The following is a 22,166-nucleotide window of genomic DNA, read 5'->3' as shown; positions in this document are numbered from 1 at the left end:
CTAATCAAATAGGCCCCCCTGAAACAATATAGTTACTTTTTGGCTGTCGCGCTCCATTCATTCAATTGCTTTTGTTTCTCTGCAATAATTTTGTCTATGCCTGCGCTTTTCAGGGCAGCAACCATTTTGGGAATATAAACTTCAGGGTCCACGGAACCGGACATAATCGCCTGTTGGTACTGTTTGAGCACGCTGTTGCTGGCGGCCACTTCCTGCGTTAAAGATTCGGAATTCCAGGCAAATCCAAGCGCAGGCGACTTGTCGGCTGTTTCGTTGAATGTTTTGAATTTCTCCCATTTCTTCGGATCTTCATTGGGGAATAAATAGGTTAACATTTGATTCCCCCACATCCAAGGCTCGTTTTTATAGCCAACGGATGCCGCATCAACTCCGGCAGGGAAATCGATCGTTGTCTCATCCTTTTTCACATAATGGGTTCCTTCAACACCGAAATCAAACAGATTAAGAAGCGTTTTATCGCCGTAAAGCATGTTTAGGAACATCATAGCCCGGTTAGGATCTTTCGAAGTTCTGGGAATAGCCGTCATAATTCCTGTTGTGTTCAATGTAATCGGCGTGTTTACCATTTCTTTCTGAACGACCTTAACTCCCCAGGCCGAGGACATTTCGGCGTCTTTGCCAGGTTTCAGCTCCGAATACATCGCGAATGCCTTGCCAGCTTGCATAGCGCCAAAATCTTTGACCGTTGCCGCATCCAGATTCATATACTTCGCCTGATACCATTTGCGTGCCAGCTTCGCATAGTCCATGAACACTTTGGATTCAAAAATATCGACCACTTTCAACTCTTTGTTGGAACGGTCCAAGCCGCCCAAATAATCGCCAAGATTATCGAACGACGAAGAACTGACGGCAAAATTGCTCATCTGGCGCCCCTCTTGCCCAAAGAAAGGAACGATGCCTGGTTCATTGTCTTTAATCGTTTGCAGCATAGGCTCCAAATCCTCAAGCTTGTTCACCTTGCTGATATCAAATTTATATTTATCGACTAACGCCTTATTGAACAAAATGCCGTCTACACTGGCAAATTCTTTGTTCGTAGGAAGTCCGTAAATCTTCCCGCCGATCCTTGTTCCGTCCAGAAACTGGGGCTGCAAAGCCTTCGTTACATCTGCCCCGTATTTGGCAACGAGCTCATCTAAAGGCAAGAATGCACCTTTGGCTACATTTTGCGAATAACCAAGTCCGCCTGCCGTCATCATCACGTCCATTTGCTCATTCGTAGCAATCATCAGGTTGGTCTTCTCGATCCAAGTCCCCCACTCAATCGGCTTGAGTTCAACTGTAGCGTTAATTTTGTCCGTTAAATACGCATTCATCTTGTCTTGCACAGCTTTAAGGTCCTTGGGAACCGCGCCTGTTGCGTAAACGATTGTCAGCTTATACGGATCCAGCTTCGAAGAAGAAGCTTTATCCTTCGTACTTTCCGAAGTGCTTTTCGCTGTATTCTCCTTCGTCGCCGAAGAACTGCAGCCTGCTAGTACGGCACTTAATGTGAGAATTGCCGTCGTCATTACGATAACCTTTTTCATTGTGACCAAGTCTCCCCGAATGTTGTTTTGTCGTGCAGCTAGCCTTTTCCCCCTACGTGGCTTAGATGAATCACCTCCTCCATTAAATCTAGTACTAGCCTTTAACCGAGCCCACAGTGAGACCTTTCACCAAATACTTTTGAAAAAAAGGATAAGAAATAAGAATAGGACCTATGCCAATAACCGCCATTGCCATGATGATGGAATTTTGGGGCATTTCCGAAATTAATTTGGCAGAATTCGCATTTTCCGTATGTGAGGTTAAGAACTGAATGTTAAGCAAAGCTTTCGTCATTAAATATTGAACACTGAAATAGTTGGAATCGCTAATAAATATCAATCCATTAAACCAATCGTTCCAATAAGCCAGCGTGGTAAACATGCCAATCGTTGCCAGCACAGATACCGAAAGCGGGAGTACGAGTTGAAAAAAGATCCGCCATTCCCCAGCCCCGTCAATACGAGCAGACTCAATCACCGAAATCGGAACAGAGTTCGAGAAAAAGGTTCTCATGATCAGCACATTAAACCCATTCATAAGCAGCCCCGGGATCATAAGTGCCCAGATCGTATCTCTCAAATCAATGATTTGGGTGTACACCAAATACCAAGGGACCAAACCGCCATTTAGTAAAATCGTAAAAAACACATAAAAGGACAGTATCTTGCGATACGGGAAATCCTGACGGGACATAGGATACGCAACTAAACTTGAAATGAATAAGCTGGTTAAAGTCCCTCCCACGGTAATAACAATGGTCACGCCGTACGCTCGAATTAATTGATGAATGTCGATAAATAAATAGCGGTAAGCGGCTGTGCTCCATATTTTCGGGAAGTACGTGTAGCCGCCGGTACGCAGAATGCTCTCATCCGTAAAAGAGGCGATTAACACCAGCACAATCGGAAATAAACAAAACACACACATCACTAAGAAAAAAACATGCAATAAACCGCTTGCCCAAGGTGATCCTTCCCGATGCGTTCGAAACCGCTTTTGATTAACCATCTTCACTTCCATACGTATCCCCCTCTAAAATAAAGCGCTCTCTTTATCCCATTTTCTGACCAGCATATTGGCGATGATGACGAGCACGAATCCCACTGTCGATTGGTATAAACCCGCAGCCGAAGACATGCCGATATCACCTGTTACCAATAAAGCCCGGTAGACGTAAGTATCAATTACATTGGTAGTCGAGAACAAAATACCTGTATTGAGAGGGACCTGGAAGAACATGCCGAAATCGGCATAAAAGATGCGGCCAATCAGGATCAGCACCACAACGATCACCACCGGACGGATCAGCGGGAGCGTGATCTTCGTCATCTGCAGCCAGCGATTCGCGCCGTCCATGCGAGCAGCCTCATAATACTCCTGATTAATGCCGATCATAGCGGCAAAATAGATCAAACTGGAATAACCGACATATTTCCACGTATTCACGATAACAAGAATGTAAGGCCAGTATTTGGACTCCAAATACCATTCAATCGGTTGTATATGCAAGAACGGAAAAATGACTTTATTGATAAAACCGTGTTCGATACTGAAAAAAGCCAGAACAATATAGCCAACGATGCTAAAAGAAATTAAAAAAGGCAGCAGCATGATACTTTGGTACAAATTGCGCGCGAAGCGATTTTTGATCTCGTTCAACAGCAACGCTACCAGCAGGGCAATAATTAAATTATTAACGATGATAAACGTTCCATTGTAGAGCAGCGTATTCCGGGTAATGATGAAAGCATCCTGTGATTTGAATAGAAATTCAAAGTTTTTGAAGCCCACCCAGTCGCTATGGAAAATTCCTTTAGTGTAATTAATGTTCTTAAACGCAATGAATGTGCCAAGCATCGGCAAGTAATTGTTAATAAATAAATACAACACGCCAGGCAGTGTCATTAGAATCAGACTGCTATATTTCTTTGCCATTCCGCTACCCTCCACTCTATTTCTCTTCTTCATTGTAGAGGGAGCGGCTTGCATCAGATAGCGCTCAAGATACCGAACCTATCACTTAAGTTACTTCTTGGGTATAAAAAGACGAACGACCGCCCCTTTTTCCAGCCCATTTCCAATCATGAGACGGGCCTCATTGGCATAATAGGCTTGCAGTCTTTGTTTCACATTGTGAATGCCCAAATTCCCGGCCTCCTCAGATGCCTGACCCCTTGTCATGAACTTGCGCAACGCTTGCTCCGAAAATCCATTGCCGTTATCCGCAATCTGTATCCAAAAGCCACGGCTATGATCTGCTTGCTCTTCATAACAGCTAATTTTCAAACGAAAGCCCTCCTCCTGCATCACCATGCCATGGATAATGGCATTTTCGACAAAGGGCTGGAAAATCAAAGAAGGAATAAGCCACTCGCCGACATGCTCATCGATTTCAATAGCGTAATCAAAATGCAGCGGAAAACGCATCTTATGAATTTGCAAATAGTGGTCGATGTGCTTCATTTCTTCCCGAATCGTGACCATTTTCTGCGGGCTTCGGATCATGGAGCGGAAATAATGCATCAGATGCACCATCATTTTCTGCGCTAATTCGGATTTCTTAGTGGCAATTAGGTTATAAGCTATATTTAAAGAATTCAGTAAAAAATGAGGATTGATTTGCAATTGCAGGTGTTTAATTTCGGCTTGCTGTGTTTTAATATGCTCTTCATAGACGTTGATTTTCAAAGATGAAATTTCAGCGGACATGGTATTAAAGGTCTCCGAAAGCAAGGCCAGCTCCTTGGAATGACTAGGCGGCATCCTGTACTGCAAGTCCCCATCCTGCATTCGTCTCATTGCGCGAATAACACGAATGATTGGGTTCACGACGATTTTTTTTAATAAAACTACATTGATGATGAGCAAGCAGCCAATGACAAAAGGCAGGAAGTAGATTAATTTTTGCAGCAAAGAGAGCTGTTTATAGACATTTTTCTCTGGCAGGAGAACAGTCATGATCAGATTAGAGACCTGCGAGCGATTCGTAACCAATAAATACTTATCCGGGATTTCCACCGTGTGGAAGGATTTATCTGTTTGGAGAATCTTGCCAGTAAGTGGGCGCAAAAATTCCGGGGAAATCGTCGTTGCCGTTAACGGCTCTGCCTGATCAGAGAAGAAAATAATTTGCTCATCAGCGACCAAAGGAACCTTATTGGAAGGAGCAGCCAAGCTTTGAATGGGAATGATACTTCCTACGTAGAGACTCGCCCCTGATTTGACAACATGAATTAAACAAGGAATGCCCGCAACCTTCACGGTCCTCCATCCATCCCCATGTTCCACGAATTGCCCCTCGCTGCGCATCCATTCATATATGAAATCCTCTGTACTTTTGTTTTGCGGAATTTGCGACCCGTTCGCTCTTGTCATCACAAGATCTTGCGTTTTGGCCGAATAAATGAATAAAGCACCCAATTCGCTGTAGTAGTTAATATCCTTCTCCATCGTATTGGCCGCAGCGATTCGCGTCATTAAGTATTCATCGCTTCCGCGAGGCTGCCGTTCCAAGGAAATGACCGCCGGATCTTGGAAGGCCAGCCTGAACATGTAGGTATTGATTTCCGATAACTTACTGTCAATATGGCTCATTTGCCCGCTTAACAGGCTCGAATTCGTTTGGGCAACTTGATCGCGAACCAAGTTCATCGCATAGCTGTTGCTGAAAAACAACAATAAAAACAAAGGAAGGGATACTAGGATAAATACGCTTACAAATTTGAAGATTAGCGATTTCCTGCTCTTGTCATTCATCTGCCTCGCACCCCGGTATCTTCATTCTTCCATTTACGCAATTCATGCGGCGTCATCTGATAGGTGCGTTTAAACATTTTCGAAAAATGAGAAAAATGCGTATAGCCCAGAGAGACTGCAATTTGACTGATGGTAGCATCCGTTCCCGTTAAGAGATCCCTGGCCATCTTCATCCGTTCGAACGTTATGAAATCGGTGAGTGTCTCACCTGTCTCTTTCTTAAAAAAGCGCGACAAATACGCCGGGTTTAAATGAACAGACCCCGCTATATCTTCGCGGGTTATTTCCGCGGTCAAGTTCTCTTTGATATATGTCTTCACCATTTCAATCATCGTTTTTTCACCTTTGCGGCCGAATTGCCGCTGGTACATAAAGGCCTGATTGGACAGGCTGATATTGTTGCTTTCCATAGCAATCAAATCTTGATATACACGGGATAAGTCCTGGATGGTCGCCCAATTCCCGATGTAACAGGATACATGGCAATAAAAATGTTCGTTGCAGGCCCGAATAAAGGCTTCGCATCTCAGACGCCAGTCTTCCAGGGGAAGCGGCTCGCTTCCGTCCGAGTAGATGAAGATCACATTGATACCGGAATGATCCTGCAAGGCAAGTCCGTTATCCTGTCCGACGACCAGTTCCGCAGCCGCGTTTCGAATGGCATACTCAAGGACTTCCTCATCTCTGGAACTGAATTCTCGCTGCCACTTCTCCACACTGATCAGGATGGGCAGAATCGTAAAGTTGTCAGAAATGGTCAGTCCGACTTCTTGCAGCTCGCCTTCCATCTTAACTGGATCATTGGATATCCGCTCATCCAGATAATCTTGCCATATTCGTTCAATTAGCAGCGGCTTTTTGGCCTCCCACAGCGGGTAGAACCTTTCGTACGTCTCTTTGATCTCAACGAACCCCAGCTCCTTTTTGCGGATTTCCAATGCTTTCACGATAATCTCTTCGAATTCCGAGAAGTTAACGGGCTTAACGATATAATCAAATACGCCCAATTGAACCGCTTTTTTCGCATAATCAAATTCCGAATGACAAGTAAGAAACACGACAACCATAGAAGGATAATGCTGTTTAACCCATTCCATTAATTGAAGTCCATTGCCACTGGGCATCTCTATATCGCATATCATAATATCAATGGGATGCTCCGTTATGATCTTTTTGGCCATGTCGATATTATACGCTTCCAAAACCTCTGTAAACCCCAGGGATTCCCATTCCAAGTTATATTTAAGTCCTTCAATGGCATAAATTTCATCATCGACAAGCAAGATTCGACTCACTGCGAAAGCCCCCTTTTATTTACATCGTGACTGTGTCTTATAATACTGGATTAAAATGAGTATAGCAGGACACGCTCCGCAGGTGAATGAACGAACACAAGTAATTTATATTTCATAAATGAATTTTGTCCATCGGGTTGTCGGACAAATGAGAAAACTGGCTTCGCCGCCTAAAAGATAAGCCTCTTCAATGCGTAAGGGAACTCCAGTACGTTATTTTGGCAAATAGCAGGGATGCTATGGTCATAGCGGAACTACAGGGTCTTATTTCTACGAAAAGTGCTAAATTTCTAAGCAAACAGCAAAATAGCGCACTGTAGTTCCCTCAAGCTCGCTATCATGCCACTTTTGGCTGGAATAGCGTACTGTAGTTCCCTCAGCCTAGGGATCATGATGTTTTTTTGCCGACAGATTAAGAGGATACGGTGGAACAGGAGGATGCTTTCCGCAAAAAAGCTGGAGCAATGCCAAACGTTTCAAGCCGTGCATGACACGACGTTCCTTAACGTTCGAGATCGCCGACACCATCGGCTTCAGAAGCTTCCGCTCGTTTGACCGAATTTGCAAAGGAAACGGGCGCAACGCCATCGGATTTCCGGAGGATTGCGTCCGCTAACTAAAGATAAGAGCCTCTGGGAGTCTGTCCGACGAAACAGGAATTAGTCAAACAATTCCGAATAAGTAGTAATAAGACTTCAAAAGGATGTGTCGTAGGCATGGCTAAATTCAAAGCATATACCACAGAGCAAGGTGAACTTCTACCTATCTATTTAAGCGAGTGGGTAACAGATGATCATGAAGTTAGACTTGTCAGCGACATCGTCGAGCAGTTAGACCTATCTGCCATTACTAACAAATACTCCAAGCGTGGAGAAGAAGCCTATCATCCTGCCATGCTGCTCAAACTGTGGTTCTATGGGTATGCGACAGGCGTCTTCACGTCTAGGAAACTTCAAATAGCTACGAAAGAAAGCATTCCTTTTCGCTGGTTATGTGGCGGATACCTGCCAGATTTTCGTACGCTGAGTGACTTTCGGAAGAACCACCTGGATACCCTTCCAGGTTTATTCAAACAAGTCATACAAATCGCTATGGAACTGGGCTATATCTCGCTCGGGCATGTGAGCATTGACGGTTCTAAAATAAAGGCAAGCGCCTCTAAACATAAATCGATGTCACGTGAGCGTATGCAAAAACGCCTCGTTCAATTGGAAGACGAAGTCCGGCAAGCATTGGAGTATTCTGCTACCGAGGAAATGTTGGAGGAACCCCATCCGACGAGTCCTTCCCTATCGTTGGAGGAACGCTATGCCCGCATCGCGCAAATAAAATCTGCGCTGGAGAATTTGGAAGAACAGCGGCCAGCGGAACAGGCCGAATCTCCTCAGAGCGATCAATTTAATTTTACCGATGCCGACTCTCGCATCATGAGCACACGGAACCAAGGTGTCATTCAAGGCTACAATCCACAAATTGCCGTAGACAGCGATCATGGCTTCATCGTTGGACTTCAAATGAGTAACCAAACAACCGATCAACAGCAGTTTGAAAACGTGCTTCATTCCATGAAAACAATGACAGGAGATAGGCCTCAGAAGCTGAGTGCTGATGCAGGGTATTTTAGTGCGTCCAACATTGCAGCGGCGCTGGAGGCTGAAGTGGATGCCTACATTGCTGCCGATCGCGAAAACAAAAAAAAGAATAATGCCTACGACAAGACCAACTTCACTTATGTACCTGAGCTAGATTATTATCTCTGCCCTGCTGGCAAAGAGCTTACACGGAAACGAACCGTGCATGCGAATGATGCAGATAAGCCAACGACTTGGGTTTATGAATGCAGCGTCTGTAGCGAATGTCCTTTTCGAGACGAGTGTGTAAAAAGTAAAACAGGGAAGCGTTCCATCACACGTAGCGAGCATGATCCCCTGCGAGAGGAAATGCGAACGAAAGTGCAAAGTGATGAGGGAACAGCCGTTTACCGAATGCGTAAGGCGATCGTTGAACCGATATGGGGGCAGTTGAAGGAGGTTCAAGGATTTCGTCAATTCCATTTGCGGGGCGAGGATAAAGTATCTGGGGAGTTCATACTGCTCTCTCTAAGCCACAACATCCGCAAATTGCATGCGGCGAAGTATCCCAAACCAGCCACTTTGTACAAACGGGAGAGGTCTGCCCGTAAACAAAGAGTGGCTGGATGAGAGGGAGTAGGCTACGGAAAAACCAGATTGAACAGGGAAAAGCTACAAAGCTACACATAAAGAGCACTCATCGTTCAGTTTCACGATGGAGTGCTCTTTTAATTCTTTTCGTCGGACAGACTCCTGGAGACTCTTATTGCTTGAATCGAGCTGCTTTTGGCGCGGATAAGAGCTTCTGGAGGCTCTTAATTCTTCGTGCAGCGGAATTTTGCATTTAGACTTAACAGTGGACACAACGAATTGGGAAATTAGATAATAGACCTATCTAAATGACGAGGTGTCCGAGATGAATGAATTCCGCCAACGGTACAATCAAAAGTTCAAAGAAGAAACGGTTAAGTACATTCAACAACATAGTAAATCGATTCCGGATATTGCAAGCGAATTGAACATTCCAGCGAAGACATTGAGCAGTTGGGTCAGTAAATATCGCCAATTTCCAGATGAGCCCTTCGTAGGAAGTGGCAATCTACGTAGCCATGATCAGATCATGAAAGACTTGGAACAACGCAACAAAGACCTAGAGGAAGAACTAGCTATCTTAAAAAAGGCGCTGCACATCTTCAGCAAAGACCCGAAGTGAGATTCAAGTTCATTGATGACCACCGTTCAACATTTCGAGTTGAGAAGATGTGCAGCGTACTAGGTGTATCCAAGAGCGGCTATTATAAATGGCGAACCACACCCCCAAGTGAGCGGAAAAAGCACCGCGAAGCGTTGGCTAAAGAGGTGGAAAAGGAGTACTTGGAATCGGATCGGAATTACGGGAGTCCGAAAATCACAAAGGAACTGAGAAAAAAAGGTTTCAAAGTCGCTGTCAAAACGGTTGGACGCATCATGAAAAAGAAGGGCTTACGCTCACAAGCTATAGGGAAATTCAAGGTACAAACAACGGATTCCAATCACAGCCACCCGATTGCGCCAAATTGGTTAAATCAGCATTTTGATGTGTGTACAAGACCGAATCAAGTATGGGTTACCGACATCACGTACATCCATACACGTCAAGGAAACCTTTATTTAGCAAGCGTTCTTGACTTGTTTACCCGCAAAATCGTTGGCTGGCAGCTGGGCAATCGCATGACCGTGGAACTGACGCTAGACGCCTTAAATCAAGCATACGAAGCCAAAAGGCCGCCTAAAGGCCTTATCCATCATTCAGACCGGGGATCGCAGTATGCATCTAATGAGTACCGTAAACAACTGAAAGAATACCATATGATTCGTAGTATGAGCCGTAAAGGTAATTGCTACGACAACGCTTGTATAGAGGCTTTTCACAGCATTCTCAAGCGGGAATTGGTGTACAGATATAAATTTCAAAGCCGCCAAGAAGCACACCAACGAATCTACTGGTACATTGAGTTTTTCTACAACAGGAAGCGTACGCACAGCAAGCTTGGCTATTTGTCTCCAGACAAGTTTGAATCCCAGTACTACAAGCAAATAAAACTAACTTCTTAGCTCTTTTTTTGTGTCCACTCTATTGACTCAGATACATTTGGGTGGTTTTGGTTGGCGATAAGAGCCCCCAGGGACTCTTATTGCTTGAATCGAGCTGCTTTTGGCGCGGATAAGAGCTTCTGGATGCTCTTATTTCTTGGTGCAGCGGGGTCTGGTGATGCTGGTTGGATAGCAGAAAGAGAAAGGGCTGCTCGCAAGGTTGTAACCTTGTGAGACAGCCCTTCTTTGCTTTTCCAGGTGGAACTACCCTTTTACCGCCGTATTTGAAATGCCTTGAATAATGAAGCGCTGACCAAGCACGAACACGATGATCATTGGCAGGATCGCGGCACTTGCAGCAGCCATCATGCCGTTATAATCCACGTTAAACTCCATAATATAGTTTTGCAATCCCAGAGGAATCGTATATAATTTGCGATCTGTTAAGAAGACAAGCGCATTCTCGTAATCGTTCCACTGCCAAGAGAAGTCGATAATCGCCAAGGTAGCCATAGCAGGCTTTGCTAGCGGGAGCATGAGCCGAAAAAAGATTTTATAATGCCCGGCACCATCCATAAAAGCAGATTCGGAAATTTCCGCAGGGATTCGGATGAAAAACTGTCTCAATAAGAAAACGCCGAAAATTGTAATCATGCCAGGCAAAATGAGCGCCCACAAAGTGTTATAAATCCCCGCCCATTCGAACATAATGAATTTCGGCACAAACAGCACCTGAGGAGGAATCATCATCATGGATAGATAAATGAGAAACAATGTATCCCTGCCTTTGAACGTGATCCGAGCGAAGCTGTAGGCGGCCAGCGATGAGAGCAAGGTTGCGCCAATGGTGCAGGTTACAGCCACTTTCAAGGAGTTGAGATAGTAGGTGGCGAAGCTCATTTTCCCCGTCCATACCCGGATATGATGCTCCATATTGAAGTGTGCGGGGATCCAGCGGACCGGGTATTGAAAGACCTCAGCTGGAGATTTGAAGGAAGTGCTGATCATCCAAATGAACGGGACAATCATGGCAAGTCCAAAGGTAAACATGACGATCGTCATTAGTGCTTTGACCAAGGTCTGGAGCGGAAATCGGCGCTTCGTCCGAGCTTTCGCTCCTACCGTTAGGTCCGTTTGAACAGCAGCCATAGAGGTCGCCTCCTATTCCATTAATCGCCGGGTAACCAGCTTCATTGCCGCTTGTCTAATAATGAACCCACTTCTTCTGACCAAACCACTGGATAAACGTTATTGCTGCGATAATTAAGAACAATACCCAGGAGATGGTTGAAGCGTAGCCCATTTCATAATAACCGAACGCATTTTTATAGATAAAAAGAGAAAGAATTGTCGTGCTGTTACCCGGTCCGCCCTGCGTAATAGCCTGAATCAGCCCGAATGACTTGATGGTCATAATCAAACCCGTAATCAAGAGAAGGAAGGTCGTCGGGCTTACGATGGGAAATATGATCGATTTAATCTTCACCAACCCGCTTGCACCGTCAACTGTCGCAGCTTCCAACAGTTCTGGCGATATTTCCTGCAGCGCTGCCAAATAAATAATCATGTTATAGCCGAGCATGAACCATATCCATATGATGTCGATGGCCACCATAGACGTCTCTGTCGTGGACAGCCAGCCTGGCGGATGAGAAATTCCTATGGCCCGTAGCATCTGGTTGATCGGGCCCTCAGACGGTTGAAACAACAACATCCAGACGAAAGCGACTGCTACCCCGCTCGTAATGTAAGGCAGAAAGTACATGGCGCGGATCAGCCCTTTGGCAAAAACGTGCTTATTCAGCACCAAAGCAACCAGAAAGGCCAAGAAAATCGAGACCGGAACAGACAGTAGATATAAGCCCGTATTCTTAAGCGATACATAGAAGAGATCATCATGCAGCAGTCTTTTGAAATTATCGAGTCCCACGAAATGAAAGGAAGGATTCGCGAACTGGTAATTAGTGAATACAAGGCCGAAAGAAAAGATCGCCGGCAGGATAAAAAATAGGAGAACCCCCAGCATGTTGGGAGCAATAAATAAATAGCCAGTGAGGCTGTTTCTGGCCATCCAGTTGGTCTTCATGCAATGACCTCCCGTCACATAAGGAGCAGGGAAACCGACCTAAGCCAATCCCCCTGCCCTGTTTATTATTTGTTTGTTTTTAGAAATTCGCTGTGCCGTTTGACCATGGCGGCCAAAGTCGTCGCGGTATCCTGCTTGCCCAAGAAATATTTCTCATATTCCTCTCTGCGTAGATCCATTACCTGCTGCGGCAGATTGCGCGAATAGGTCGGTGTCTTGTCCTCGAACAGAACGTATTTCAGAGACGGAATGTCGTAAGTGCTCTCGTTTTCGCCCAGCAGCAGCTTGAGCGCTTGATCGGCATCCGCATCCTTGGAAGACGGAATGCGCCCGCCGGAAGCCAGTGGCATCAATCCGCCGTCCGCATACCACTTCAGGAACTTCCATGCTGCTTCTTTATTCGCTGTTTTGGCATTGATCGACACGAAGTCGCCGAGGCCGCCTCTTTTCATACTGTTCTGCCCGTTGCTGTCCAGTCTTGGGACAGGGGCGAAAGCAATTTTGAACGTGCGCGGATTTTCCTTCAAGTTATTCGAGCTGCGGAAAATCCAGGAGCCAGCGTTCAGCATAGCGCCTTCCCCTTTGAGGAACATCGTTTCCACCGGCATTTTGGTCGTTAGTTGTTCGCCCAACATCGGGGTGGATTTATCTTTCATCATCGCGTTCAGTGTATCCAGCCACGTACCAACCAGCGGATTGTCCAGATTCGAGCTACCGTCTTTCTTGGTATAGCCGTCATGTGTCAGCACGGAGTCCAACGAATCGGGATAGACTTCCAAATGTTGAAAAAGACCGAACCGCTTATCTGTTTTCAATTTAGCCGCGTAATCCTGCATGTCTTTCCATGTCCAGGAAGTCGGAAGTTTGAGATTGGCCTGATCGAGCATATCCTTGTTAAACCAAATGTAGAAGTTGCTCTTCACCGTCGGAATTCCGTAATATTTTCCGTTAACTTGCCAGTCCTTGGAATTGGCGCCCATCTTTTGCTCGATGTTGTAATCCGTGTAGCTGCTCAAGTCAAGCGCTACGCCAGCATCGACTCTCTTCTTCAGCGACGTGCCCGAGTAGTTGACGAATAAGTCGACGCCTTGCCCAGTGAGCAGTGCCGTATCCAACTTGAGATTGCCGGCATCGTCATTGACATAGCGCTCGTATTCCAATTGAATGTCCGGATTCTTGGAATTCCAGGCATCAACCACGGCTTGGGGACCCGACTCTGGCGGAACGCCCCCCCACATTTTCAGCTTAACGCTCTTAGCCGAAGGAGCCTGCGTTCCTGAACTTGAAGCGGTGCTGCTGGGAACGTTGCCGTCCGAGGATGCGCCGCATGCTGTAAGACCTAACGTAAGAGCGAGTGCACCTAGTGCCATTGTCATCTTTCTCTTTGTCATTTTCGCTGACCTCCCGCAATGGATTGCTTGTTGCTGTACCTACTATATCATTCGCAATGTGAAGTGGATAAGAAACAGAATCCATGAATCTATAGAACAAAAGTCACATTCGCGAGAGAAACCTTGCCTCTAAGGATCGCACATTGACAAAAAAGCCAACCCGCGCTAACACGGATTGGCTGCAGCTCAAACGACTAGAGAGGCTGCCGTAACCACTGCATCATGTTCTGTGCCTGAACACGGCAGGTGTCATCCCCGCAAAGCGTTTGAAGATCTTAATAAAATAATTATCATTGGCGAAGCCAACGATTTCGCCTATATGGCTAATGGTGAGATCGGTCTCACGCAGCAGTCTTCGGGCATGCTCAATACGAATCTGGTGCAAGTATTGAATGATGTTGAGGCCCATCTTCTTCTTGAACAGCCCGCTGAGGTATTTGTCATCCATACGGACGAGATTCGCAAGGCTGGCCAACGTAATCTCCTGAGCATAATGCTCATGCAGATAGGCGATGATCTTGTTGATATCCGGATGGTCGGACACCGCAATACGGGAGGCATTCAAGCGCACGTAATGCATCTCCAGACGGGCAAGCAGCACGGCTCGCAACGCCCGGTGATCCGCTGCGAGCAGCGCCTCCTTATCTACAGTGAAGAGCTGCGAGATACGGGCGCAAAGCAGCTCGATCCGAGCAGCCGCTTCCTTCACTTGATGCTGCGGCACTGCCTGCGCTTCGAACTTCTCCCACAGCTCATGAACCGCTCCAACCACGGCATCCCATCTCAACTGCTCCAGGTTATGCCAGATTTCGTGCTCCAGCCCCCATGTATCCGCAGTTTCCATCACTGAGGAATTCTCCGAAATACAGAGAGTCGCACCGCGGACCGGATGATACCACATCTTGTCGAGGGTAGCCAGCACCTGCCCCCAAGTTTCCCTTAGCCCTTCGAGATTGGTCCAATTGGCATAGACGACACAATGAGGAACGCTCCGCTCTTCAAACAAAGTGAAAGAGCAGGAAGGTGGCGCCCAGCAGAAAAAGGTGCTAATCCCTTCCGCTGTCAGCGAATGCCAGTACCGAGAGCATGCCGTATCCCCATCCAGGAGTCCGAGCGCCAGAAACTCGTCGACCGAGAATGCAGCATCTCCATGCAGCACCGCTGCAATTCGCAGCATGCGGCCACGAGCGCCCGGAATATCAGGCACACTTCCTGCATCCCTGCTCGCCCCACCGCCTCCTGTCAGCTCTGCCCAAAGTTTGCGGTAGACAGCTTCAGCCTCCCGATCTGCGGCTTGTTTGCGCTGATAAAGCTCTTTGTCCACTTTGTCCATTGTCTCTGCCAAAGTTTCATGATCCATGTACAGTTTAAGCATATAACTGGTCGCACCGAACTCCAAAGCCTGCTGCACGTATTGGAAGTCACTCATGACAGTCAGCATGACGAAACGGCAGTCATAACCTTCCTTTCGCGCTTGTTTCAACAATTCAACGCCATCCAATAAAGGCATTAATATATCACTGATGACAACGTCAGGCTGGTACTCCCTGATTTTCTCCATGGCCTCGAGTCCATTGCCAGCTTCCCCGACGATGATGAACCCCATTTTCGCCCAAGGCATCGTTTCCTTTAATCTTCGCCTGACGAACACTTCATCTTCAACGAGCAGCACGCTCCACATCGGGTTCATCTCCTTTTCCGTAAGGGGTAGAAAGCAATAAGGGAAGCTGAATACGTACCTTGCAACCCTGGGAGACGGGTACATAGTCTAAACTGGCTTCTTTTTTGAACAGAAGCGCTAACCGCTCTTTCAGGTTTTGCAAGGCAATCCCTTGATGCTGGTCCTTAGAAAAGCTGGCGCTCTGCAGCATACCGATGCCATTATCCTCCACTTCCATGATGAGATGCAGGTCCTCGCAGTAAATGCGAATGGTAATTTGTCCCTGCTCCTGAATCTGGGAAATACCGTGATAAATAGCATTCTCTACGATCGGCTGCAGGCTGAGTTTAGGAACAAGCGCGTATTTAAAATCATCCGCATATTCGTATTCAATCTGGAACTGCTGATCGTAACGGAACTGTTGAATATACACATAGCCCCTCACCAGCTCCAATTCCTGCTCCAGATGAATGAGATCCACATCGAGCTTCAATCCGGCTTCGGTCAGTCTGCCCAAGGATACACAAATTTTGGGAATGGCCGGGTCCCCCCGATCCAAAGCCAGCCAGCGAATCGTATTCAGTGTATTCAGCAAGAAATGCGGATTCATCTGCGACAGCAGCATCTGGAACCGGCTGGCTTCCTTCTGCCGTTCCTCGACCTTCAGCCGTTGAATGAGCCCATTCATATCGGCAATCATTTGGTTGAAAGCCTGCACAATGGGAAGAATATCTCCCCCATATTTGTTCTCCGGCAGCCGGACCTTCAGCTCCTTACGAACGACATCGAGCATTTTGAACTGGATGAGCCGCAGAGGTCGGGTGACTGCTGAAGCGATGATAAAGGTGATAACGATAAAAGCCATCGTAAAGAAAATGAGGGTCCCCATATAGGCATTCTGAATAGAACGAAGCTCCGCGAAGAGAATATGGGAGGGCACCGTTTTGAGCAGATAGCCTTGGAACGAAGGCACCGTAGTATAATTGATAAACGTACTGCCTTGTACGAAAAAACCGTTCTTCGCATCCGCTGCAAGCAAGCGGTCGATAATGGGCTTTTCCAATAGCAGAGCCGCCTTATCCGTGCCAGACTGGACGATAACGCTCCCGTTTCGATCAATGAGATAGTACTGGTCGGACGCTGGACTTCCGTTAGTGGCAGATCTGAACCAGGTTTGGTAATCCACGGCGATGTGAATGATGGCGCTCATGGCACCGTCTGTATCCCGGAGAGGCGCCGAAATGCCTAGCAGCTGCAGACTTTTGCTAATGTCGGGCAGCACGTCGTTGCTTTCCAGCTGCCACCGGTAAGGGGCCGACGCCGTCAAGGCGCTCTGAAACCAAGGCTTCGCCTGCACAGTATCGTAATTCAAGCGAATCGCTGGCTGAAAGGACGTGTAGATATTGTTATGAAGATCCGCAATCGTATAGAAAACGGGCGGACTTGAGATGAACAGACTGTTCGTTACCGATCGAAATCGCTCTTCGATTTTCCGCTGATTGAAGAGCTGGTCGACGCCTTGCGGCTTCTTCAGCACAGCAAGCACGGAAGAATCCTGCTCGAACATCGTGATCGTCTTGAACGTTGTAGCCAGCAGGCTTTCGAGTGATTCATTCATTTTGCTCATCTGAACCAAGCTTTGCTCGCTTGTCTTCTGCTGCAGGTTCAGCTTCACTTTCTGGAAGTTATATATTTCCAAAGTGGAAAACGGCAGGAGAATGAGCGCGATGAAGGCAAGAAATAGGCGAGATTTTAACGTTAAAGACGTAAACCAGGATAGAAACGGCACGTGACGATCCCTCGCTTCCGCTGAATGCGTAGTTGAATATTTTTCAGTCTATCACAAGGGGTCTTGAATGAGAACAAACCGAAGGAAACGAGGAAGTTCCCCTGTCACCTTCGGTTCAATGCTCGCTCTCTCATTCTATGAGCTTCCCTCCAAGCAAACAAGGAACAAATTCCTCTATTGCATAGAACGATAGTCAGATTATGCTTGAACATCAACTTACGCTGCCTCATAGTTTTTTTCCTATTTCATAAGTTCACGTTCACTCGGTAAAGCGGTCATTTCCTGTTTGGCGTTTGGCCTGTGCCCTAATGCGACCAGCAGGAAAATAATTGCACTGCCTATATAAATATACGTTATACCATTAGGCAAGCCGATAGCTAAGTAAACCAGCATCGGGCCCAGTGCGGAGCCCATATCCGTCGCAACCGAGTAAGCGGTCATAACCGCAACGACAGATGATAGATGGGCGACGTCCGATGCCAAAGCGTCCATTAAAGTAGAAACGGCTGTACTTGCCGCCAAAATGAGTAAAATAACCGCACACCACAAATAGATCGGAAGCTGCCACGGTACCAGGGCATACCCGACCGCTGAGCAGATCAGCGTGAGACAGAAAAGAGGCAAACGCCCTTTGGAGCCGTCAGATCGCAGGCCTATCCAGGTGGCAAGAAACGGTTCCCACCCCCAGCGAGCTGCCTGCAGCACGCCCGATAGCATCGTGCTCGTCACGACGATCCCTAACAGTGTCATCGGCTGCGGATAGTTGGTTTCGATCTGCAGACTTAACGTGACGCTCAGAACAGTCTGGAGGAGATAAACGAATAGTCCGGTTGCAACAATTTTAATCACAGGCTTACTCCAGATTGACTCCCGACTGTCTAGACGTTCCTTCCGCAGAAGAGAAACATCTGGCTCGTTCGCTTTACCGCCGGAGATGTAGGCAGCGACATAAGGAAGCCCTAACAGCATAAACACCCCGAAAGCAATGGAAACGATTTGCATCCCGACAAGCGGAGCGAGGACGCCGCCAACAAGCATGCCGATCAGGCTTCCCAAACGGGATATTCCGTTATACAGTCCCATGAGATGACCACGATTTGAATCGTCCGAGTAGCGGATAACGGTTAAATAGCCGCCCATGCGCAGGAAGGACCAAGCGATCCCCCATAAGCAACGAAGAACGAGCCAAATAATGAAACCCTTGAATAGGCTATAGCCGATTGTTGTCGCGGCCGCCAGGAGTATGGCTAGAATAAGACCTGTGCGCAAAGACATTCTTTTATAAAGCAATCCGATCAGCGGAGTCATTGGCAGCCTGATAAAACGATTGATGGAAAGGAGTACCCCGACCTCCCATAAGGCACTGAGGCCGACTTCCCTCCAGTAAATAGGAAGTACGATATACAACATAGAATCTCCGAGCAGACAGAGCGCGGTAACGACTGCAATAATCGTGACGGGACGCTGATTCTTTTTAAGTCGATCTTCAGATGTAGCTATACTCATGGTTTCTCTTATAACATCTCCCCCTGTATTTTGTTTAAGCCGTTATATTTACCTCCTTACCCCAACATAATCCATCTGTTTTTCCATGTAAACATCAAAAAAAAGTGATTTCTATAAAACCATCAGCAAATTCTCCCTATATAAGCAATCCGTCATTCTATATTCGCAATCTCGTACGCTTCTTATCAAACCCCGAAACATATAATTTATACAAAAAGGTGCCCCAAGGGCACCTCTAACCGAAACCAATACGATCATTGCAATTTGATCAGTCTCCACTTCTGACTTGCCGCACCGTTCGCCGTCTTAATAACCGCCGTATATTCCGTGCCGCTTAGAATCGTATCTAATGGTTTGCCGCTTTGGACACCTATAATCGTATAGGTGCCATCCGCATTAGCGGTGAATTTCCACCTTTCGTTCGGTGAACCTGCATAGGGCCATATTATCGTCTTCGAGTTGTCCGTCGTTGTGGCTGCGGAAACATTCAGCGCTTTGCCGCTTGGGACGCCAAGCAGCCTGAACGTTCCATCACCATTGTCGCTAATATTCCATTGCTCGCTTGCAGCACCGTTATCTGGTGACACAATAACGGCCGTACCATTCGCCGTTGCATTTCCTTTCACGTCCAATGCAAGGTTCCCGCTCCCCGCATTAATGAGTTTGTACACGCCTCCTACCATAGCAGACTGGCTAAATTGGAACCAGTTCAGATGAAAGAGCGGGCCGCTAACTCCCTTGTAAACGAGGAATACATTTTGCACGCCCGCAGCACCCGTTACTCCACAACTAACCGTTTGCCAAACTTGCCATCCTCCAGTAGACGGAACCTTACAAGTGCCTGCAAGTGTGCCTGCCCCACTCCCTAAACGGACCTCAATGGTCCCTCCGGGTCCGTTGCTCGCAACTCTGGCGGAGAATGAAGCTGCGCCACTTCCAAAATCAACATTGTTGTAGACGGTATAGTCATTATTGTCAATCGATGTGAGATCATACCCCGTGCCTTTGTCCGAGGCGCTCTCAAGCTGGACGCCTGATTGGCTGTCATAGTTCTCTGCTTCGATTTGGTTAAATGCAGATTGACTATTTCCGCGCACGAATGTAATCCGCGAATCCGTAAATGGATTCAGAAGTTGATTGCCGTACCGGATCACAGGAACCGTGCCGCTGGGAGAATCGATTTGAGCGGATACGAGCTGCCCATTTGCCCATTTGATGCTGAGTTCGTACCCGCCTCGCGCTTTCACACCCGTTATTTCTCCACTCGTCCAGGCCGTAGGCAGCGAAGGGAGAAGTTCAATTTCCCCGGTATGACTTTGTACAAAGAGTTCTGGATAATACGCGCTTTTTATTTGCCATTCATTTACCGAAGGATTCGTCGGATAAATGGTTGCAAGGGCGGCAGCTTTATTCCCATCATTTAGTCGTGCCCACATGTACCCGCTATCCGGGTGATATCCGCCTGAACCGCGCATGTTTAGGGATACTTTAGCTGCTTGAAATAAATCAGGCGTGCCTCTCTTCGTGATCTGATCCAGGAAACCGACACCGATGAGCTGGGAAGCATGGCGATGACTTGGATCTACGTTCGCGTAATCATTATTCCACTCTTTAATTTGACCGCCAGTTCCAATTTGATAAGGAAGCAGCTTCGGCAAAGCCGTTCGAATACGATTCAGCAAATCAACATCCGCAGGAGAATCTGTTTCCAATATGCTCCCCGCTTCAAGGACATTTTCAAACAGTTCTCGTATGACTGTCATATCAATCGTCGAACCTTGGCTCACAGCAATTTTTGTGCCATCTGACAAAACATACTTCGTTTCTGGCGAAGTAGAGGGCGATGTCACGAGATAACCCTCCTTATTAGCAACAAGTAAATCCAAAGCAAATTCCGCTGAACCTTTCATGAGAGGAAATGCTGTGTCACGAAGAAAGGTTTTGTCCTGTGTGAACCGATAATGATCGTAAACATTAAACATGAGCCACATGCCGCCCGTTGGGTAGATCGCCCACTCATTATCATTTGCGCCAAGCGCTGTTTTTGCCCAAACATCGGATGCATGCGGCACCACCCACCCGTCAAAGCCGAAATCGGATTGTGCGGTTTTTGCTCCGTTGATAGCTAAATTTTTAATATACTTCCACAGCGGATCGCCGTTCTCAGCAAGATTCCCTGTCTCAATCAATGCATACATCTTCTCTACATTTTCATTAAAGTAATGCGCTCCATTCGAGCGAGGACTCCACATGTAATTCCACATTCCCTGCTGATTATGCGGTCGGTCAAATGTATTCGCTCTGGAAGTGCAAATGGAAACGTAACGCGCATATTGATAGGAGAGCACATTGGCTCTGGCATCGCCTATGTTTCCGTTCACTTCCGTCCATAACCTGCGGAACAAGCTCCGATAATCAGTCTGGTGGGCACTCAGGAGCTGGTCATAGGTTTTGGCAAACGCCGCGTTCATAATCCCCGTTACGATTGGAGTAGGATTATTGCCGCCTTGGCTCGGATTCGGATTCGTAAACGGATCCTTGTAGCTTGTCGCATCGGCATACAGAAGTTCAATGACCGAAGCGCCTGAAATGTTCAAATTGCCTCCGGTTGCTGTTATGGTTCCTCCCGTCGTTCTGGCGCGAAGACGAGCATCGAACGTCATGCCTCTCCCGTCTGCCCACAGCGTGGTTGGGTACTGAGCGTAAGCGTATGGGGCTGTTCCTGTCATTTGGATCTCGTTGCCCGATGAAGAGATGGTTCCGTGTCCGTTCATCTCATTCGGCAGCGTCATCTTGGCCGTCATACTCATCGGCTGGCCGCCGTCATTGGTCATTCGGACAACCATAACGCGATCCGGGTAACTCGCAAATACTTCGCGCTTATAAGTCGTGTTACCCACTTTATACGTGGTAGTCACAACAGCTTTATCCAAATGAAGTTCTCGATTGTAATTCGTATATCCCGTCGTATTCGGGACATCCAAGACAATATTGCCGATGGGCAGAAAGTTAGCCATAAACGCATATCCCCACATCCCCTTGGCTGCCGTCTCAGCTTGTTTTAATTTCTCCTCGCGATACGTTACTGTTGTTGCCGTATCCGCTTGAGCAAGCAGGCTTCTTGCATTATTTAGAGCCGTCTTGCGATTTGGATCATAGTTATTGAACGGTTCGCCGGAATGAAACGTTTTGTCGTTAAGTTGAAGAATTTCAGTCGCAACACCACCTGATACTTTTGCGCCGAAGAAACCATTTCCGACTGGTGCTCCGGTAAAATCCGTCCCGCTGGCCGGCGTTGTCCAATTGATTTTCAAATCATCCCAATTGCCTGTTTTCTGAACAGGCAATGCTGTACTCCCTGCATTTGCTTGAGCTTGATTGGATGCTCCGACTGAAATAAAGCTTGCTACAAGAAGAGAACTAACAATCAAGCTTATTAAACTTGTTTTTACTTTTTTCATAACATCTTCTCCTCGATTATCATT

At 47.0% G+C, this 22,166-nt stretch carries 13 protein-coding genes and 1 pseudogene; 2 read left to right on the top strand and 12 right to left on the bottom strand.

All coding sequences use genetic code 11. From position 1 onward, the window contains the following. Nucleotides 1-32 precede the first annotated feature (32 nt). The 5 genes from LOZ80_RS37020 to LOZ80_RS37000 form a co-directional block, all read right to left on the bottom strand. Complete coding sequence (locus LOZ80_RS37020; RefSeq protein ID WP_238169157.1) at nucleotides 33-1,553, bottom strand: ABC transporter substrate-binding protein; 1,521 nt, start codon at nucleotides 1,551-1,553, stop codon at nucleotides 33-35. Nucleotides 1,554-1,647: 94 nt separating this feature from the next. Beyond that, complete coding sequence (locus tag LOZ80_RS37015; protein WP_238169156.1) at nucleotides 1,648-2,574, bottom strand: carbohydrate ABC transporter permease; 927 nt, start codon at nucleotides 2,572-2,574, stop codon at nucleotides 1,648-1,650. A gap of 12 nt (nucleotides 2,575-2,586) precedes the next feature. Beyond that, entirely contained in the window at nucleotides 2,587-3,489 is a 903-nt protein-coding gene (locus tag LOZ80_RS37010) for an ABC transporter permease (RefSeq protein ID WP_173226008.1), read from the bottom strand. A 90-nt stretch (nucleotides 3,490-3,579) separates the two neighbouring features. Continuing rightward, entirely contained in the window at nucleotides 3,580-5,310 is a 1,731-nt protein-coding gene (locus tag LOZ80_RS37005; RefSeq protein WP_238169155.1) for a sensor histidine kinase, read from the bottom strand. Further along, complete coding sequence (locus LOZ80_RS37000; RefSeq protein WP_238169154.1) at nucleotides 5,307-6,605, bottom strand: response regulator transcription factor; 1,299 nt, start codon at nucleotides 6,603-6,605, stop codon at nucleotides 5,307-5,309. The genes LOZ80_RS37005 and LOZ80_RS37000 overlap by 4 nt, the downstream gene beginning before the upstream one ends. A 716-nt stretch (nucleotides 6,606-7,321) precedes the next feature. On the opposite strand from LOZ80_RS37000, the gene LOZ80_RS36995 reads away from it, so the two are divergent. Then, nucleotides 7,322-8,806 carry an IS1182 family transposase gene (locus tag LOZ80_RS36995; protein ID WP_238166762.1) on the top strand — a complete coding sequence of 495 codons (1,485 nt, stop codon included), beginning with the start codon at nucleotides 7,322-7,324 and terminating at the stop codon, nucleotides 8,804-8,806. A 286-nt stretch (nucleotides 8,807-9,092) separates the two neighbouring features. Then, nucleotides 9,093-10,270, top strand: a pseudogene (locus LOZ80_RS36985) (IS3 family transposase). Between the two features lie 243 nt (nucleotides 10,271-10,513). Here the strand turns inward: LOZ80_RS36985 and LOZ80_RS36980 are convergent. From LOZ80_RS36980 to LOZ80_RS36950, 7 genes are all read right to left on the bottom strand, one after another. After that, nucleotides 10,514-11,311, bottom strand: a complete 798-nt coding sequence (locus LOZ80_RS36980) for a carbohydrate ABC transporter permease (protein ID WP_238173218.1) — start codon at nucleotides 11,309-11,311, stop codon at nucleotides 10,514-10,516. Between the two features lie 142 nt (nucleotides 11,312-11,453). Next, complete coding sequence (locus LOZ80_RS36975; protein WP_238169153.1) at nucleotides 11,454-12,335, bottom strand: carbohydrate ABC transporter permease; 882 nt, start codon at nucleotides 12,333-12,335, stop codon at nucleotides 11,454-11,456. A 65-nt stretch (nucleotides 12,336-12,400) separates the two neighbouring features. Next, nucleotides 12,401-13,726, bottom strand: a complete 1,326-nt coding sequence (locus tag LOZ80_RS36970; protein WP_238169152.1) for an ABC transporter substrate-binding protein — start codon at nucleotides 13,724-13,726, stop codon at nucleotides 12,401-12,403. Nucleotides 13,727-13,946: 220 nt separating this feature from the next. Continuing rightward, complete coding sequence (locus LOZ80_RS36965; protein ID WP_238169151.1) at nucleotides 13,947-15,407, bottom strand: response regulator; 1,461 nt, start codon at nucleotides 15,405-15,407, stop codon at nucleotides 13,947-13,949. Continuing rightward, nucleotides 15,385-17,175, bottom strand: coding sequence for a sensor histidine kinase (locus LOZ80_RS36960; RefSeq protein WP_238169150.1), 1,791 nt, complete (start codon nucleotides 17,173-17,175; stop codon nucleotides 15,385-15,387). The genes LOZ80_RS36965 and LOZ80_RS36960 overlap by 23 nt, the downstream gene beginning before the upstream one ends. A 240-nt stretch (nucleotides 17,176-17,415) precedes the next feature. Continuing rightward, entirely contained in the window at nucleotides 17,416-18,681 is a 1,266-nt protein-coding gene (locus LOZ80_RS36955) for an MFS transporter (RefSeq protein ID WP_238169149.1), read from the bottom strand. Between the two features lie 254 nt (nucleotides 18,682-18,935). Next, entirely contained in the window at nucleotides 18,936-22,142 is a 3,207-nt protein-coding gene (locus LOZ80_RS36950; RefSeq protein WP_238169148.1) for a glycosyl hydrolase family 95 catalytic domain-containing protein, read from the bottom strand. Between the last annotated feature and the right edge of the window lie 24 nt (nucleotides 22,143-22,166).

It is taken from the genome of Paenibacillus sp. HWE-109, from assembly GCF_022163125.1.
Classification (GTDB): Bacteria; Bacillota; Bacilli; order Paenibacillales; family NBRC-103111; genus Paenibacillus_E.
This window is presented reverse-complemented; position numbering and strand designations above follow the sequence as displayed.